General features: G+C 60.7%; 14 protein-coding genes. All 14 read left to right on the top strand.

All coding sequences use genetic code 11. The features are described from left to right. The first annotated feature begins 16 nt into the window (after nucleotides 1–16). The 14 genes from BV034_RS32265 to BV034_RS32200 all read left to right on the top strand — a co-directional run bounded on the left by BV034_RS32265 (nucleotide 17) and on the right by BV034_RS32200 (nucleotide 16,909). Nucleotides 17–415, top strand: a complete 399-nt coding sequence (locus tag BV034_RS32265; protein ID WP_050031053.1) for a F0F1 ATP synthase subunit delta — start codon at nucleotides 17–19, stop codon at nucleotides 413–415. A 92-nt stretch (nucleotides 416–507) separates the two neighbouring features. Next, nucleotides 508–2,040, top strand: a complete 1,533-nt coding sequence (gene atpA / locus BV034_RS32260) for a F0F1 ATP synthase subunit alpha (protein ID WP_050031052.1) — start codon at nucleotides 508–510, stop codon at nucleotides 2,038–2,040. A gap of 85 nt (nucleotides 2,041–2,125) precedes the next feature. Continuing rightward, a complete protein-coding gene (gene atpG / locus BV034_RS32255; RefSeq protein ID WP_050031051.1) occupies nucleotides 2,126–3,016 on the top strand; it encodes an ATP synthase F1 subunit gamma in 891 nt (296 codons plus the stop codon). 62 nt (nucleotides 3,017–3,078) lie between these two features. Beyond that, nucleotides 3,079–4,494 carry a F0F1 ATP synthase subunit beta gene (atpD, locus tag BV034_RS32250; RefSeq protein WP_050031050.1) on the top strand — a complete coding sequence of 472 codons (1,416 nt, stop codon included), beginning with the start codon at nucleotides 3,079–3,081 and terminating at the stop codon, nucleotides 4,492–4,494. A gap of 107 nt (nucleotides 4,495–4,601) precedes the next feature. Then, a complete protein-coding gene (atpC, locus tag BV034_RS32245; RefSeq protein ID WP_050031049.1) occupies nucleotides 4,602–5,024 on the top strand; it encodes an ATP synthase F1 subunit epsilon in 423 nt (140 codons plus the stop codon). Nucleotides 5,025–5,372: 348 nt separating this feature from the next. Beyond that, nucleotides 5,373–6,740, top strand: coding sequence for a tRNA (N6-isopentenyl adenosine(37)-C2)-methylthiotransferase MiaB (gene miaB, locus BV034_RS32240; RefSeq protein WP_050031048.1), 1,368 nt, complete (start codon nucleotides 5,373–5,375; stop codon nucleotides 6,738–6,740). A gap of 32 nt (nucleotides 6,741–6,772) precedes the next feature. Further along, nucleotides 6,773–7,369, top strand: a complete 597-nt coding sequence (locus BV034_RS32235) for a hypothetical protein (protein ID WP_050031047.1) — start codon at nucleotides 6,773–6,775, stop codon at nucleotides 7,367–7,369. Nucleotides 7,370–7,419: 50 nt separating this feature from the next. Next, nucleotides 7,420–8,370 carry a glycosyltransferase family 9 protein gene (locus BV034_RS32230; RefSeq protein ID WP_050031046.1) on the top strand — a complete coding sequence of 317 codons (951 nt, stop codon included), beginning with the start codon at nucleotides 7,420–7,422 and terminating at the stop codon, nucleotides 8,368–8,370. 39 nt (nucleotides 8,371–8,409) lie between these two features. Next, nucleotides 8,410–9,069, top strand: coding sequence for a nucleoside monophosphate kinase (locus tag BV034_RS32225; RefSeq protein ID WP_050031045.1), 660 nt, complete (start codon nucleotides 8,410–8,412; stop codon nucleotides 9,067–9,069). Nucleotides 9,070–9,093: 24 nt separating this feature from the next. Continuing rightward, complete coding sequence (fmt, locus tag BV034_RS32220; RefSeq protein ID WP_050031044.1) at nucleotides 9,094–10,038, top strand: methionyl-tRNA formyltransferase; 945 nt, start codon at nucleotides 9,094–9,096, stop codon at nucleotides 10,036–10,038. 684 nt (nucleotides 10,039–10,722) lie between these two features. Then, on the top strand, nucleotides 10,723–12,675 hold the full coding sequence (locus BV034_RS32215; RefSeq protein ID WP_265593717.1) for a glycosyltransferase family 39 protein: 1,953 nt from the start codon (nucleotides 10,723–10,725) through the stop codon (nucleotides 12,673–12,675). 176 nt (nucleotides 12,676–12,851) lie between these two features. Further along, complete coding sequence (locus BV034_RS32210) at nucleotides 12,852–13,514, top strand: hypothetical protein (protein WP_265593716.1); 663 nt, start codon at nucleotides 12,852–12,854, stop codon at nucleotides 13,512–13,514. A gap of 198 nt (nucleotides 13,515–13,712) precedes the next feature. Then, nucleotides 13,713–15,239: a trypsin-like peptidase domain-containing protein gene (locus BV034_RS32205; RefSeq protein ID WP_050031041.1), complete on the top strand. Its 1,527-nt coding sequence runs from the start codon at nucleotides 13,713–13,715 to the stop codon at nucleotides 15,237–15,239. A gap of 68 nt (nucleotides 15,240–15,307) precedes the next feature. Beyond that, nucleotides 15,308–16,909, top strand: a complete 1,602-nt coding sequence (locus BV034_RS32200) for a PDZ domain-containing protein (RefSeq protein ID WP_050031040.1) — start codon at nucleotides 15,308–15,310, stop codon at nucleotides 16,907–16,909. Nucleotides 16,910–17,498 lie beyond the last annotated feature (589 nt).

Genomic DNA, 17,498 nt, shown 5'->3' with positions numbered 1-17,498 from the left:
TCACTCCCTCCCGGTTATGAAGATCAGCAAAGACGCCCTTCGCTCAGCCCGCCAGCTCTTCCGCGCGTGTGTGGACTCCAGCGGCCGTCTCCACAACAGCCGGGTGAAGCGCGTCGTGAAGCGCGTCGCCGAGGAAAAGCCTCGCGATTACATCGCCGTCCTCACGGCCTTCCAGCGCTTCGTGCGCCTTGAGACGGAGAAACGCACGGCCGTGGTCGAGAGCGTCTCCCGCCTCTCCAACGAAATGCGCGAGCAGCTTCGTGTGGACCTCCAGAAAAAGTATGGTGACGACCTGACCCTGGAGTTTTTTGAAAATCCCTCTCTCATCGGCGGTCTCCGTGTGAAAGTGGGCAGCCACGTTTGGGACGGCAGTGTCGCCGCCAAGCTGGAAGCCCTCCGTCAGAGCCTCGCCTAGCCCCATCCCGTCAACGATTCCCTCCGATTCGTTCCCTTCCGCCCCGCCCAGCCCCGTCAATTTGATCCTTTGATCCAACACCAGAACACGTTATGAGCAGCATCCTCCAGGAGATTGAAACCGAAATCGCCGGACTGAAGACTTCCGTCACCAGATCCAATGTGGGCGTGGTGCGGGAAATCGGCGACGGCGTTGCCAAGATCGAAGGTTTGAGCGATGTCATGCTCAACGAAATGATCGAGTTCCCCGGCGGTCTGTACGGCCTGGCACTCAACCTGGAAGAAACCGAAGTCGGTGCGATTCTTCTCGGTGACGGTCTGAACATCAAGGAAGGTGACGAAGTCAAGACCACGGGCCGTCTGCTCGAAGTGCCAGTGGGCAACGGCGTTCTGGGCCGCGTGGTGAACTCCCTCGGTCAGCCTCTCGACGGCAAGGGTGAGATCAAAGGCGACGCCTTCTACCCCGTTGAGAAGATCGCTCCTGGTATCGTTAAGCGTAAGTCCGTGAGCGTGCCCCTTCAGACGGGCATCATGTCCGTGGACGCGATGATCCCGATCGGCCGCGGCCAGCGTGAGCTCATCATCGGTGACCGCTCCACCGGCAAGACCACCATCGCCGTGGACACCATCATCTCCCAGGCCCGCCAGAACAAGGCCGCCGAGGAAGGCCAGCTCCAGGGCCACAAGCGCGTGATCTGCATTTACGTCGCCGTCGGCCAGAAGCAGGCGAACATCGCCCGCGTCATCAAGACGCTTGAAGACGCCGGTGCGCTTCCCTACACGATCATCGTGAGCGCCTCCGCCGCCGACTCCGCCACGAACCAGTACCTCGCCCCTTACGCTGGTTGCGCCATGGGTGAGTACTTCATGGACAAGGGCGAAGACGTTCTCATCATCTTCGACGACCTTTCCAAGCACGCTGTCGCCTACCGCCAGGTGTCCCTGGTGCTCCGCCGCCCCTCCGGCCGTGAAGCTTATCCCGGCGATGTGTTCTACCTCCACAGCCGCCTTCTTGAGCGCTCCGCCCGTCTTTCCGACGCCGCAGGTGGCGGTTCGATGACGGCTCTGCCGATCATTGAAACGCAGGCCGGTGACGTGTCCGCGTACATCCCGACGAACGTGATTTCCATCACGGACGGCCAGATCTTCCTTGAGACCGACCTCTTCTACCAAGGCGTGCGTCCGGCCATCTCCGTGGGTCTCTCCGTGTCCCGCGTGGGTTCCGCCGCCCAGACCAAGGCCATCAAGAAGGTCTCCGGTACCACCAAGCTCGACCTCGCCCAGTTCCGCGAACTCGCCGCTTTCGCCCAGTTCGGTTCCGACCTCGACGCCGCCACCAAGGCCAAGCTCGACCGCGGTCAGCGCATTGTGGAGCTCTTCAAGCAGGGCCAGTACAATCCGAAGTCCCTTGAAATCATGGCCTCCATTCTTTGGGCCATGCAGAACGGCGGTTTCGATGACGTCGCAGTGGATCGCGTGAAGGAGTTCCAGGCCAAGTTCGAAGAGTTCCTTGAGACCCGCAAGTCCTCCTACCTCGACAAGCTTCGCAACGCGAAGGAGCTCAAGGAAGACATCGTGGCGGAACTGAAAACCGCCCTCGCTGACTTCAAAGCCAGCTGGAAGTAAGCCCAAGCCAGCCCGGCCCGCCGCCGGGCGGAGGTCCCGCCCGCGCCGCTCCCCGCCATCCTGACACCGGAACGCAACACCCCAGATGCCCAGCACCCGCGACATTCGCCGACGCATCAAGTCGGTCAAAAACACGGCCCAGATCACCAAGGCCATGCAGCTCGTGGCCGCTTCCAAAATGAAGCGCGCCCAGGATCAGGCCCTGGCCGGCCGCTCCTACGCGGAACTGCTCAACAAGGTGCTTGTGAGCCTGAAGGACAAGACGGGTGACCTCGTCCACCCCCTTCTGGAAGAACGCGAAGGCAATCGCGAACTCATCCTCGTGGTGAGCACCGACAAAGGTCTTTGCGGCGGCCTCAACACCAACCTCCTGCGCAAAGTTATCGAGCAGACCAAGGGTGGCGATGTGGCTTTCATCACCGTGGGCAGCAAGCTGCGCAACTCGCTCGGCAAGCTGAAGAAGAATCTGGTCGCCGACTTCGGTGTGAAGGATCCGGTCAAGTTCGCTGAAACCCGCCCGGTCTCCCGCTTCCTGATCCAGCAGTTCCTGGACGGCAAGTATGACCGCGTGAAGGTCGCCTTCACCAACTTCGTCAACGTGCTCCGCCAGGAGCCCCTGATCGAAACCGTTCTTCCCGTCAGCCCCGTCACGATCGGCAAGCCCAAGGACTTTGAAGGCATGGGTGCGGACGTTCCGCCAGTCGCCGCCGCTGTCGGCCAGGAATACCTTTTCGAGCCCAACCCGCTTGCGGTCTTCGACCAGGTGCTTCCCCAGTACATCGACTACATGGTGTACCAGATGATTCTTGAAGCCCGTGCCTCCGAGCACAGCTCGCGGATGGTGGCCATGAAGAGCGCCACGGACAACGCGAAGTCGATGATCAAGGACCTGACGCTCGAGTACAACAAACTGCGCCAGGCCAGCATCACCAACGAACTGCTGGAAATCACCACCGCCATGAAGGCGCTGGAATAGCCTCCTGATCCCGCCCCGCCCCGTCATCCTCCCCACCACCCACATTTTTCCAAAGGAACAACATGAGCAATAACATCGGTAGCATCGCCCAGGTCATCGGACCCGTCGTGGACATCGACTTTTCCAAAGCGGGCCAGCTTCCCGCCATCTACAACGCCCTGGAGATTGACTACAAGCTCTACGGCGGCGACACCACCCTCGTGCTCGAAACCCAGCAGCACCTCGGTGACGGCTGGGTGCGCGCGGTGGCCATGACCACCACCGAAGGTCTCGTCCGGGGCATGGCCGTGCGTGACACCGGTGCTGCCATCAGCGTTCCTGTCGGTGAAGAAGTTCTCGGCCGTATCTTCGACGTGACCGGCAAGCCGGTGGACGAGAAAGGCCCCGTCAATGCCACCAAGCGTTATCCGATCCACCGCCCGGCTCCGACGCTGGTCGACCAGGACCCCTCCGCCACGATTCTCGAAACGGGCATCAAGGTCATCGACCTTATCTGCCCCTTCACCAAGGGTGGTAAAGTGGGTGCCTTCGGTGGTGCAGGTGTGGGCAAGACCGTGGTCATCATGGAGCTCATCAACAACATCGCCAAGGGCCACGGTGGTTATTCCGTGTTCGCTGGCGTGGGTGAGCGTACCCGTGAAGGGAACGACCTTTACCATGAAATGATCGACTCCGGCGTTATCAAGCCGGACAATCTCAAGGAGTCCAAGGTGGCCCTTGTGTACGGCCAGATGAATGAGCCTCCCGGTGCTCGTCTGCGCGTCGCCCTCTCCGCCCTCTCCATGGCCGAGTACTTCCGCGATGAGAAGAACCAGGACGTGCTCTTCTTCGTGGACAACGTCTTCCGTTTCTCCCAGGCCGGTTCCGAAGTGTCCGCTCTCCTTGGCCGTACCCCCTCCGCGGTGGGTTACCAGCCCACGCTGGCCTCCGAAATGGGCGCCATGCAGGAGCGCATCACCTCCACCAAGAAGGGTTCCATCACCTCCTTCCAGGCCGTGTACGTGCCGGCGGATGACCTTACCGACCCCGCTCCTGCCAACACCTTCGCCCACCTCGACTCCACCGTCGTGCTTGAGCGTTCCCTTGCTGAGCTGGGCATCTACCCGGCCGTGGATCCTCTTTCCTCCGTTTCCAAGGCGCTTGCCCCGGAAATCGTGGGTGAGGAACACTACCGCGTCGCCCGTGGCGTGCAGCGCGTGCTTCAGCGTTACAAGGACCTTCAGGACATCATCGCCATCTTGGGCATGGATGAACTGAGCGACGAAGACAAGCTCACCGTGTACCGCGCCCGTAAGCTTCAGCGTTTCCTGAGCCAGCCGTTCTCCGTGGCCGAAGTGTTCACCGGCACCCCCGGCGAGTACGTCTCCGTGAAAGACACCGTCCGTGGCTTCGCTGAGATCCTTGAAGGCAAGTGGGACGACGTGCCCGAAGCCAACTTCTACATGAAGGGCAGCATCGACAAGGTGAAGCGCTCCTAGTGCTGTTTCCTCAAGCCGGGTTTCAAGCGCGCGGAGCATCCCTCCCCGGCTGAAACCCGGTTCGTTTCTCCCTTTTCCGCGTCCAAACCGACCACCTTCCCTTCCAGATGTCCCTCAAGCTCGAAATCGTCACTCCTGAAAAGCGCGTGTTCTCTGATACGGTGGACACCGTCGTGCTTCCGGGCAGCGAAGGTGAACTGGGAGTGCTCGAGTCTCACGTGCCCCTCGTCACCGCCCTGAATCCCGGCGAGCTGGCCTACACCAAGGAAGGTGTTGTGCAGCACCTCGCGGTGGGCACCGGGTTCGTGGAGATCACCGGACATCGCGTGGCCGTCCTCACGGACATGGCCATGGCTGAAAGCGACATCGATGAGAAGGCCGTCGAAGAGGCCCTCAAGCGTGCCGAAGAAACGGTCGAGAAGCTCAAGCATTCGCAGGACATCGGCGGCGAAGAGCTCGCCACCGTCATGGCCAGCATTCAGCGCTCCACGGCCCAGCTTCGCGTGAAGCGCCGCCGCAATTCGCTGTAATTCTCCCGCCAGTCGTTTTTCAAATGGATGCCGTGGTGCCCAAGCGCACTGGGGCATCCGTTTTTGTTTTGGCGGGAAGAGAAGTGAGGGGCCGTTCGCGGCAAACGGGGCGCTCGCCCTACAGCGTCAACAACCGATCGAAATCGGAGCAGTGATCCTGTGAAATGGCATGCCGCAGCGTCCTGCGCGTGGAGCGCGTTGCCACTCAAGGTGTGCCCATACAGCTCTGCGCCCTCCGCCCTCCGCCTGCCAACTGCCAACTGCCAACTGCCAACTGCCCCCACCCCTCCACGCACGCCACTTGCCTCCCGACTTCTCCGGGCGTATCCTCCCGGCTCCCCATTCCCCATGCCCAAAGTTTACATCAAGACCTATGGCTGCCAGATGAACGAGCGCGACTCCGAGCAGGTGTCGCAGATGTTCATCGAGCGCGGCTATACCATGACCCGGGAGGAGCCGGAGGCGGATGTCGTGCTCATCAACACCTGCTCCGTGCGTGATCAGGCGGAGCAGAAGGCCATCGGCAAGATGGGTATGTTGCGGAAGATCCACCGCCAGCGCACCCATGTGGTGACGGGTTTCATGGGCTGCATGGCCCAGAGTCGCGCCGGGGAACTCCTCAAGACCGCGAAGGTGGACCTCGTGGTGGGTACCCAGAAGTACCATCGCGTGGTGGAGTATGTGGAGGAGATCGTTCGCGCCAAGGAAGAGCGCCAGATGGACGACGAGAAATTCTCCATCGTGGACGTGGAGGAGGAGACTTCCTCCCAGAACGCGATCCGGGACCACATCCTGAAGGAGAAGCAGGCCTCGGCCTTTGTCAGCATCATGCAGGGCTGCAACATGAAGTGCACCTTCTGCATCGTGCCCTACACCCGGGGTGGCGAGCGAGGCCGGCCGATTGCGGAGATCGTGGAGGAGGTGCGACGCCTTGCCGACCAGGGCATCAAGGAGGTGACCCTGCTGGGCCAGATCGTGAATCTGTATGGCCGTCACGAGTTTCCCATGAAGGATGGCAAGAGCCCCTTCGTCCAGCTGTTGGAAGGCGTGCATGAGGTGCCAGGCATCGAGCGCATCCGTTTCACCAGCCCGCACCCGATTGGCTACAAGGCGGACCTGATCAACGCCTTCACCTACCTTCCCAAGCTGGCGGAGCATGTGCACCTGCCTCTTCAGAGCGGGTCGGACGCCATCTTGAAGAAGATGCACCGCCCGTACAGTGCAGCCAAGTTTGAGGATCTTGTGGCCCGCATCCGCGCGGCTCGCCCGGGCATTGCCGTCAGTACGGACATCATCGTGGGCTTCCCCGGTGAAACGGAAGAGCACTACCAGGAGACCCGCGCGCTCTGTGACCGCGTGCAGTTTGAGAATGCCTTCATCTTCCGCTACAGCAAGCGCCGCGGCACCCCGGCGGCGGAGATGGATGACGCCCTCCAGCTCTCTGAGCGGGTCAAAGAGGAGCGCAATCAGGACCTCCTGGCGCTGATCAACACCCACGCCCAGGCGAAGTACGTGCCGCTGATCGGGACCAAGGTGGAGATCCTCTGCGAAGGGCCCAGCAAGACGGATGCCTCCCGCCTGGTCGGCCGGACCCGCACCAACAAGATTGTCGTGTTCGAGGGCCCGGCAGAACGCCTCACGGGCCAGATCTTTGACGTTCATGTGACTGATTTCGCAAACTTCACCCTTTACGGGGAAGCGGTTCTGGCGAACTAGACCGCCCGCCTTCTGCCTTACCGACGCCCCGCATGAATCTTCAGGAGCTCTACAATTGGATTTTCCATCAGAACCCCGACTTTTCAGGGCTGTCGCTGAAGGTTACCGGCATTGTATTGGGATTGGCTCTGGCCTTGTCTCACCTTTTTGCCTGGTGGAACGCTGAGGCCTCGATCGCCATCGCCCGGCGCTTCCCGCGTAACCGCACCTGGGGCGTGGTCATTCTGGGCGTTTGCCTGGTCTGGAGCCTCTTCCTCGCCGCCTATATGGACATGGGCGAGTTCTTCACCTTCCGTCGGTACTTGCTCATGATCCTGCCAGTCACCTTCGCGCTGGTGGTCATGTATGTGCCTGAGTTTCTGGCGGTACGCGCTCTCGGCACACTCATGCTCCTTGCGGCGTCGCCGGTGCTGCACGCCGCCTTTCTCCAGCCGCAGATCAGCCGTCTGTTGCTCCCTATCCTCGCCTACGTCTGGATCATCGTCGGCATGTTCTTCGTGGGCATGCCTTACCTGATGCGGGATTGGATCACCTGGGCGACCAAATCCACGGGGCGCTGGAAGTTGGCCTCCCTGGCTGGTGCGGCCTACGGTATCGTGCTGCTGGTGGTGGCGCTGGTGAACTATTGATCTGAGGCAGGAGAACCTGCTCTTCCTAGGAGCGGAAGCGATCTGTAGCCATGGCAGCCCCCCGAGTCCTCGTCATCCGTGGAGGGGCCATCGGCGACTTCATCCTCACGCTGCCAGCCATTCAGCTGCTGAGGGAGAGCATCCCCGGCATCCAGTTGGAGATCCTGGGCTACAAGCCGATTCTGGATCTCGCGCTGGCGGGCGGACTGGCGGAGGCGACCCGGCATCTGGAGCATGTCTCCATGGCCAAGCTCTTTGTGCCGAATGTTCCCCTGGACGAGGCCCTGCTGCAGTACTTTCGTGGTTTTAACCTCGTCGTGAGCTACTTGTATGACCCCGACGGCTATTTCCGGGGAAACATGGAGCGCATCGGCGTGAAGACCTTCCTGGAGGCCTCGCATCGTGTAGTCCCAGGGGAAGGACATGCCGCAGAGCAGTTGGCGCGTCCCTTGGAGCGACTTGCGATGTACCTTGAGGATCCCGCTCCGCGTCTGGACTTGGCTCCTAGCGTGACTGTGCCGCAGGACCGCCCCATCCTGGCGATGCACCCTGGGAGCGGATCGACGAAGAAGAACTGGCCGCTGGATCGGTGGATCGCCACAGGGCGGGAACTTTCTTCCCGTTTCCCTCGATGGCGGCTCGCCCTCGTCACGGGGGAAGCTGAGCTTGAGCGGGGCACCACGGCCGCGATCTTGAGGGGCTGGCAGGGGATTGATTTTCTGCACTGGGACCAGCTTCCGCTGCCGGAGCTGGGGCACCGGCTGGCGGCATCTGCCGCCTTTTTGGGGCACGACAGCGGCATCGGGCATCTGGCCGCCGCTGTCGGCGTGCGGTCCTTGTTGCTCTTCGGCCCCACCGATCCGGCAATCTGGGCCCCCAGGAACGCTGGCGTCCGAATTCTGCTGGAGGAGACGGGTGATTTGGCCGAGCTGAGTGCCGCCAGAGTATGGGAGGAATCAGCCACACTGCTGGCTGATGGACCGCAGAAAACTCATTCGTGATCCTTGTGAGGAGCGTTCCCGCTGCTACGTTTCTGTTCCATGTCAGAGAAAATCGAGAAGCCATTCCAAAAATTCCGCACCTTCCTGATGTTCGGCGCGCCGGGCAGTGGCAAGGGTACCCAAGGGAAAGTCTTGGGCACGATCCCGCGATTTTATCATATGGCCTGCGGGGATGTTTTCCGCTCGCTTGATACCCGTACGGCTCTCGGACAGGAATTCGTGAACTACTCCAGCCGTGGGCAGCTGGTGCCGGATGAAACGACCGTCAAGCTCTGGCGCGCGAACATCCACGACCACGACAAGACTCACCGCTTCAAGCCCGACATCGATTTCCTCGTACTGGACGGCATTCCCCGGAATGTGGAGCAGGCCAAGTTCATGGAGCAGGACATTGACGTGCTGCAGGTGTTTCACCTGAGCTGCCCGGACCGTGCGGAACTGGCCCGCCGCCTGCGCAAGCGGGCGCTCAAGGACAACCGCTTCGATGACGCCAGCGATGAGGTCATTCAGAAACGCATCCGCACTTACGAAGAGGAGAGCAAGCCGATCCTGGACTACTACTCCTCCGGCAAATACGCGGGGCGCAACATCGTTACCGATATTGATGCTGGCCAGCCTCCGGCCAAGGTGGTGCACCATATCCTGAGCCGCATCATGGAGCTGGATGCCTGGACCGTCATGCAGAGTCACCGCGTCTAGTTCGTCCCGTCTTTTACCTGCTGCATGCGCATTGTCTTTCTGGGCACGGGCGATATCGGCCTGCCCTCGCTTGAACATCTCCTCACGGCCACCTCCCACGAGGTGGTGGCCGTGGTTACCCAGCCTGACAAGCCCGTGGGGCGCAAGCAGGTGCTCACGCCGCCCGCGGTGAAGGTGCGTGCGCTGGAGGCGGGCATCCCGGTGCTACAGCCGCAGCGCCTCCGCACGCCGGAGAACGTGGCCGCACTGGCGGAGTATCAGGCAGACGTCTTTGTGGTCGTGGCCTACGGGCAGATCCTCTCCCGTCAGGTGCTGGACCTGCCCCGCCTGGCCTGCCTGAACATTCACGCCTCCATTCTGCCCCGGCATCGGGGCGCATCGCCCATCCAGGCCGCGATTCGAGAAGGCGACGCAGAGAGCGGGGTCACCATCATGTGGATGGATGAAGGTCTCGATACCGGGCCCATCCTTTTACAGGACTGTTTCCCCTTGAGTGCTGATGAGACGGGCGGGTCTCTGCACGATCGCCTCGCCCAGTTGGCTCCTGCATCTCTGGACAAGGCTCTGGCCTTGATTGAGGCGGGCCATGCTCCCAAGATTCCTCAGGACAACAGTCAGTCCACCCATTGCAAGAAGCTGGAGCGCGAGCACGGTCATCTGGACTGGCAAAGGCCTGCCGAAGAGCTCGAGCGTCTCATTCGTGCCTACCAGCCCTGGCCGGGAACGTTTGCGCGGCTGCCCGGAGGTGAGAGACCTCTGCAGCTCAAGATTCTGAAGGCTTCGCTGGGAGATGGATTCACTCCGACAGACAGCGATCCCAGTACCGTGTCGGAGCAGGGGGGGCGACTCTGGGTCACCTGTGGGTCAGGTGCTCTGGAACTGGAATCCGTGCAGCTTGAAGGTCGCAAGCCGATGTCTGCCGCTGAATTCCTCAGGGGCCAGAGGCTTGATGGCATTCGCCTGCTGTAGCGACGCTTCGTGCTTGAGGCGGCGTCTGAAGAGAAATTCTGTTGCCGTCTCTCAGGGTTTGGCAGATTGATTCACCGAAATCGGAAGGTCGCACCAAGCCCATCTCCTATGCCGGAAAACGCAGGCAGCCCGACTGCCAAAAATGAGGGCCATCGGGGTATCGGACCCATGTCAGTGATCGGAGTGAGTCGTGCTCGTACCAAAATGGTCCTCGCGGCTCTAGGGTTGGTTCTCCTCATTTTGAATTCCCCTTTGGCGGCCCCGATTTCGCCATTCTGGCAGCGTGATCCCCTCCGGACTGACAAAGTCACCTTGGTGGACGGAACCACCTACCGATTTCCCATACCCAGGGACACTCCCATCGCGAAGGTTTCTACGGGCACCGTGGTGGACTCCAGGATTTCTGTCTATGCCCCTGTCTCTAGCAGGGAAGAACTGAAGGCGCGGGACGGACCCAGGTTCGTCGTGTCGGCAAAATCAATTTTACTGCGCCCTGCTCCAGGGGTGCCTGTCTCGGCCGATGGCCCCCGCATGTGGCTGGCCTGGCATCGTTTGGGGGACCGTGCGCAGTCGGTGCCTGGCGTTTGCGGCGTGTTGCTGCTGCTGTTGCCCTGGATTCCCTTTTCGATTTTTCGAAGGGCCGCTTCACAGAACCTTCCAGCCAGGGAACTGGCTGCTTCCGAAATGGCAAGCGGCCTTGCGCCGCTGGATCAAATCCTGGGGATAGTCGCCTATTCTACGGGTGGGATATTTGTGGTTGGATACACCCTGTCGTGGATGGGCTTGCTCAATCACACGATGGCCTGGCTGGTGGGAATCGCGGTGGTGGCCGCGATCTGTCTGCTGGGGAGGGGGCTATGCAGGCGCCTCCTGTCTGGAGGTGCAGAAAGCAAAACGGAGAGGCAGGGTTTTGCGTGGGCTCACTTGTTCCGTCAAATTGGGGAGGAGTTCAGGGCTGCGCCCGTTCACGGGACGCTCAGCCTGCTGCTCTTCCTTGCCTTGGCCGCTGTGCAGATCGCGCAACTGCTGATAGCGGTGAGACTGGCACCTGCCAACCACGACAGCATGACCTACATCATGCCTCGGCTGGCGTGCTACCTGCAGCAGGGTTCGCTGGACTTTTTCGAGAGCAACTATGTGGCGATGACCGTGCATTTCAAGGGTGCCACCCTCCTGCAGGTCTTTGGGTACCTGATGACGGGACGGGCAGAGTGGGGAGTGCAACTGGTGACTCTCGTTTGCAGTTGGCTGACTTTGCTGAGCCTCTTCGGGATTGCGATCATGCTGACGGGGCGCGTGTTGCCAGCGTTGGCGGCTGCGGCTGCGGCGGGTCTGGCGGCCAATTTCATCATGATCTCGGTCACCCCGCAGCTCGACATGCCGGTGACTCTGTTTGTGGTGATGTCGTTGTATTTTGTGATTCGTTGGAGGGCTGACTCGGGCCGACTTCACGACTTGCTGCTGGCGATCCTCTGTGTGGCCATGGCGTGCGGGGCGAAGGCTTCTGCTTTGCTCTTGCTGCCTTCCCTCGGGGCGGTCTTTCTGGCCTGCTGGTGGGGGAAGCGATCCACGCTCGGTATAAGTGGGTGGGCCACCATGGCAGCCACGGCTCTCTTGGGGGGCGTGTTGTTTGTGCTTCCGGCGGGCTACTACGAAAATGCCTCCCAATACGGCCACTTCATGGGCCCGAATTCCTGGCGAAAAGCTGTCATCCTGCCAGCGATCGGCCCGGCTTCGCTCGCGAAAGAAGCCCTCACCAATACGGCGAGATATGCCATCCACTTTGTGGGGCTGGATGGGTTCCCCCTCACCGAGGAGACCCTCCGATGGCAGTCGTCTCTGCGGGCTCCCCTGGTGGCGCTGGCTGCCAGAGCGGGTCTGGATACACTGGGAATGTCAGAAGGTCGCCAACCCTTTCAGCCAGATTTGTTCTGGACCGCCAATGATGACCTTTCCTTTGCAGGTCCCGTTCTGCTTTTGCTGATGTTGCCAGGTGCTTTCATTGCCCTGTTCCGACTCCCCAACCGATTGCTGGTGATCGCTCTCATCTTGGGAGCGCTGCTCTACCTTCTCGCACAGTCCGCTTCGAGTCGCTACGATCCCTGGAGAGGGCGCTCATTCGTTAATCTCTCCCTCTTCCTGGGTCCCTTGGTCGCAGCCCTCTTCTGCCCGTCGCCACGTGGAAAGTCCCGGATGGGCCCGCTGATGATGCAGGCTTTCCTCGTTTCCGCGACGGTTGTTGTGGTCTTCTGCGGTGTGAACGGAGGCTTTTTCCGGTACACGAGTCCCTTCTACAGCACCCAGGGGACCATCTTTTTCGAAGGCTCAATCTTCAACCAGACCGACCGAATGTGGCAGCTGTGTCGGGGAAACCTCCCCTGGATTGAGCGTTTCCGCCGATTCGACGAAACGGTCCCGAAAGATGCTTGTGTCCTCTTCAAGAAGGTGCCTCCAGAGTATCAGTACCTCTATTGGGGGGAGGGGCTCTCGCGCAAGATCATCTTTGATCCTTCGCAAGGGGACCCCGCCTACCTCCTATTTTCCAGCCGCCATGAGAAGGCGCAGGACGGGGATCTTCCCATGGGATCGGTAGTCGATGACGGTGCGACGCTGGAGCTCTTTTTGCGCAAGCTTTAGATCGCCTGCTCATGCAGGGGAGCCGCCCGTCTCAAGCCGGGCCGGGGCATTGGGAACCGAATATCTGCCTCGAAACCGCCCAGTTTTGGCGATTCCGCATGGCCACGAAAGGCTGAATTCCTTGGTAAAATCCCGTCCTTGCCCTCAGAAGGCCGTTCCGCTAGCATCCCCGGGAAATGAATTTCCGCCTTTGTACGTTCGCCCCCAGACTTCCTGCGTTGCTCGCGGGCGTGGCTGGCGTCTGGTTCGCCCTCGCCGCCGGGGCGGAGGCCCAGCAGATCGTGGATACCTCCATGCATGCCAAGGCGGTGCTGCACCAGGATGGGACTCGTACAGATTCGGTGAAGGATTTCACAGGCCGACAGCTCACGGAGACGACGTACGACTCCCGGAATGTGGCGATCGCGAAGAAGACGTTTTTGCTAAATGAGAACGGCGATCCGTTGCAGGGCCTCATTCACGATGGCGCAGGCAATCTCATCGCGCGGGTGGAATTCTACTTCGACAGTCTGGGCCGCCTCATTGAGGAGCGCTGCGTGAACACGCGCAGCGAGGTGTTCCGACGCGTCATCCGGCAGTACGACCCGACGGGCAAGGCCCTTCCGCCCAAGGCATTCGACTACGTGGTGAATGCGCCCAACATGAAGCCGGCGACGCTGAACTTCACCACCGTGGTGCCCGGCCCGGAGCCCGCCAGCACGACCGTGAAGCAAGCGCCCGGATCCCCACAGATCATGACCGTGAATCCTGGTGGGCGTGCCTCGGTGAAAGCGGACTCCAATGCCAAACCAGCAGAAGAGAAGAAGAAAAAGGGCTGGTTTGGTTTCGGGAAAAAGTAGGTTCTGACGCCCCGGCAAGTCATCGCGGTGTGCCCAGATTTGGCGGACGGGCGTATTCGACCAGATGGTCCCGCATGGTCGTGTCTCTGCAGGGCAGGGTGTGCCGGGAATTTTTTCGCATTCAACAAACAAAACTTTTGGAAGTTCTTGCGCCTCCGTTGTCTGAGACGACTCCTTCCGCGCGTTATCCCCAAGATTATGTCCAGACTCCTGCTTCTGCCGGCCATCGCTATTGCGGCCATGGTACTGCCCTTGAAGGGCGAGGAAAAACCCGCCGCCGCCCCGCCTCCCGCCCCAGATTCGGAAAACCGGACCAAGCCGGGCGATGCGGACCCCTTTGAAGCGATCGTGCGCATCGAGGCGGCTTTCCTTCAGCCTGACTACCGTATCCCGTGGCAAGGTGGCCGGCCCTCGAGCGGCAGCGGCACGGGCTGGCTGGTGGGCAAGAACCGCTTCCTCACCAACGCACACGTGGTGAGCAATAGTACCAAGCTCATCATCCGGACGATGAATGATCCCGAGCCCTTCGAGGCTCGCATTCTCTTCATCGCCCATGACTGTGACCTCGCCATGATCGAGGCGGTGGATCCCAAGCCGTTCGAGCATCTGAAGCCGTTTCAGATCGATGGCATTCCGAAGCTCAACACAGAGGTGATCGCGGTCGGTTATCCCATCGGCGGCGACCGCGTGAGCGTGACCCGCGGCGTGGTGTCCCGTATCGACTTCCAGAGCTATTCGCACAGTGGCATCGACCAGCACCTGGCCATTCAGGTGGACGCGGCCATCAACCCCGGAAACAGCGGCGGTCCGGTCTTGCAGAACGGCAAGGTGGTGGGCGTGGCCTTCCAGGGCTACAGTGGCTCCGTGGCCCAGAACGTGGGCTACATGATCCCGGTGCCGGTCATCAACCGCTTCCTCAAGGATGTGGAAGATGGCAGTTATGATCACTACATGGATCTCGCGGTCACGGACTTCCCGGTGGAAAACCCGGCCCAGATCAAGGCCCTCGGGCTCGAGGACAACGGTCTGGGTGTCATGGTCGCCAATGTGGACGGCGCGAGCTGTGCGGCTGGATTGCTGGAGGTGGGCGATGTCATCCTCTCCCTGGACGGCAGCCCGGTGTACACCAACGGCCTCATCCGCGTGGATGGCGAGCTGGTGAACATGAACGAAGTGGTCGAGCGCAAGTTCGCCGGTGACAAGATCAAGGCCGAGATCCTCCGCAAGGGGGAGAAGAAGTCCGTGGAGCTGACGCTCAAGCGGTACCTGCCCTACCTCACCCTGGGTGAGCAGTACAACCAGCGGCCCAAGTACGTGATGTACGCAGGTATGTTGTTCCAGCCGATGAACCGCAACCTCATGGAGGCCCACTCCATCCGCGATCCGCTGGTCAACTACGTCTTCGACAACTACATGACGAAGGAGATCTTCAAGGACCGTCCGGAAGTGGTCATCCTCACCACCATCCTGCCCGATGAAGTGAACAGCTACCTCCAGGGGTATCAACACAGCATCGTGGACGAGGTCAACGGCATGAAGATCAAGACGATGAAGGACTTGGCCGAGGCGCTCAAGAAGAAAGAGGGCGACGGCAAGTTCGTGGTCATCAAGCTTCTGGAGAAGAACCGCCCGCTCGTGTTGAAGCGGGAGCTGGCGGATGCCGCGCATCCGGTGATCATGCAGAAGTATGACGTGAGCGAGGAGAGCTACCTGGGCGACGAATAGGTCCGGCTTTGTTTCCTCGATTCCCCACTACCCTTCTTTCTGACAGACCTTTTTCCTCAGAATCCATCATGAATCTTTTTCGCGCTACACTCACCTTCACCTCGCTGTCGCTCACGCTGCTGACCAGCGGCGTCTGCCTGGCCCAGGCCGGCCCGGGTGACATGCCCAAGCCTGGCAGTGCTGGCGGCGGCGCTCCCGCTGCTGCAGAGGAGGCTCCGGTCGTCGCTGCTGGCGGGCCCGCTCCCATCATCGAGGCCGCCGGCAAGAACACCGCTCTTGTGAAGGTGAACGTCACCTTCCAGCCCTGGAACTACCGCATCCCGTGGCAAAAGTCCTCACCTGGTGCCCGTCGTGGCCTGGGGGTGCTGCTGGACGGCAATCGGATCCTCGTCACCGGCCAGATCGTGGCCGATGCCACCTACATCGAGCTGGAACAGGCCGACACCGGCCGGAAGATTCCCGCCAAGGTGAAGGCCGTGGACTACGAGGCCAACCTCGCACTCCTCGAACCCGCCACCGCTGTGAAGGACTTCTTTGCAGACCTCACTCCGCTGAAGGTGGATGCCGACTCCCGGGTGGGCGACAAGCTCCAGACCTGGCAGCTCGGCCGCGTGGGGGACCTCATCGTCACCCCGATGGAGATCAACAAGGTGCTCACCTCCCTCTACAATGTCGAGGGCAGCATGTTCCTGGTCTATGAAACCATCGGCATCATCCGCAGTGAGGCCAACAGCTTCACCCTCCCTATCATCCGGGATGGCAAGCTTGCCGGCCTGCTGTTGCGATATGATTCCAAGAACCAGACCGCCACGATCCTGCCCGGACCCATCATCCAGCATTTCCTGAAGGACAATGCTGATGGCCAGTACCAGGGTTTCCCCAGCCTTGGTGTGGAGTTCCAGATCACGCTGGACGACCAGTTCCGCGAGTACCTGGGGCTCAAGAAAGACCAGCAGGGCGTGTATGTCAGCGGTGTGACCAAGGGCGGTTCTGCGGAGCAGATTGGGCTCAAGGAAGAAGACATCATCCTGGAGATGAACGGCTTCAAGGTGGACTCCCGCGGCGACTACAAGGATCCCAAGTACGGCACGCTGAACATGAGCCACATCGTGCGCGGCAGCAGCTATGTGGGCGATGAACTGAAGGTGAAGGTCCTCCGTGGAGGCAAAGAGCAGACCCTCACCGGCAAGCTCACGCGGAAGAACCCCAAGGACTTCCTGGTGGCCCCTTATCTGTTTGATCGCGGCACGAACTTCCTCGTCATGGGCGGGCTCATCTTCCAGGAGCTCTCCATCCCGTTCCTCCAGAGCTTCGGCAACGACTGGGAAACCAGCGCTCCGCTTCGCCTGGTGCACGTGGCCAAGCACACAGATGACTACGAGAAGGAAGGCAAGCGCAAGATCGTGATCCTCGCCGCCGCCCTCCCCACCCGCAGCACCCAGGGCTACGAGCGCGTGGGTGGTGCGATCGTCAGCGAAGTGAACGGCCAGGTGATCAATGACCTGGCGGATCTCGACAAGGTTTTCAAGGAGTCCAAGGAAAGCATCCACACCATCAAGCTGGATGACTTCCCCAAGCTGCTCTATCTCGATGCCGTGACTGCCGAGCTGGACAACCAGAAGCTGCTGAATGGCGCTTACCGTTTGGGGCTGCTCAAGCGGATTGAATAGGTTCGGTTGGTTGGCAAATCCATTTGAGGCGCGTCCGTGAAAGCGGCGCGCCTTTTTTGTTGGGGGGCAATTTGGATCAGCGCGAGTATGGGCAATAACTCCGATTGAAGGGAGCACCGTGGTTGGAGTACCGACTTTAGTCGGCGTATTGGAAAGCTTTCGCCGAAGATCGACGTGATGGAGACGCACGACTGAGCCGCGTAAACGCGGAACTCCAACCCCGGTGCGAGCGCTTGTTCATGGTTTGGGAGTTGTGGGCGCTGTTGGGCGTCTGTTGCAGTCTGCGGATGTGGCGTGAAGCAAAGTTGTTGCATGAACCGCGTTGCCGATATCTTCCAACAGGGAGATAGTGTTTCCTATCTCTCATCGAATGCTCGCGCCGTGGTTGGAGTTCCGTCCCGCATGCGGGACCAATGCCATCAGGGAAAAGTGGAGAGGTCGAGCATCTCCCTTTTGTGAAAGTATTGAGGGCCGAAGGTCCGGCATCATTGCAGCCTTGGGCAACGCCCAAGGTAGGCGCTCGTTTTAGATGTTGAGGGCTGTAGGCCCGACGTCATTCAGGGATGCTCGTCGTGGGCAGACTTGATGA

This window comes from Verrucomicrobium sp. BvORR034 (assembly GCF_000739635.1).
Taxonomy (GTDB): Bacteria; Verrucomicrobiota; Verrucomicrobiia; order Verrucomicrobiales; family Verrucomicrobiaceae; genus Verrucomicrobium.
This window is presented reverse-complemented; position numbering and strand designations above follow the sequence as displayed.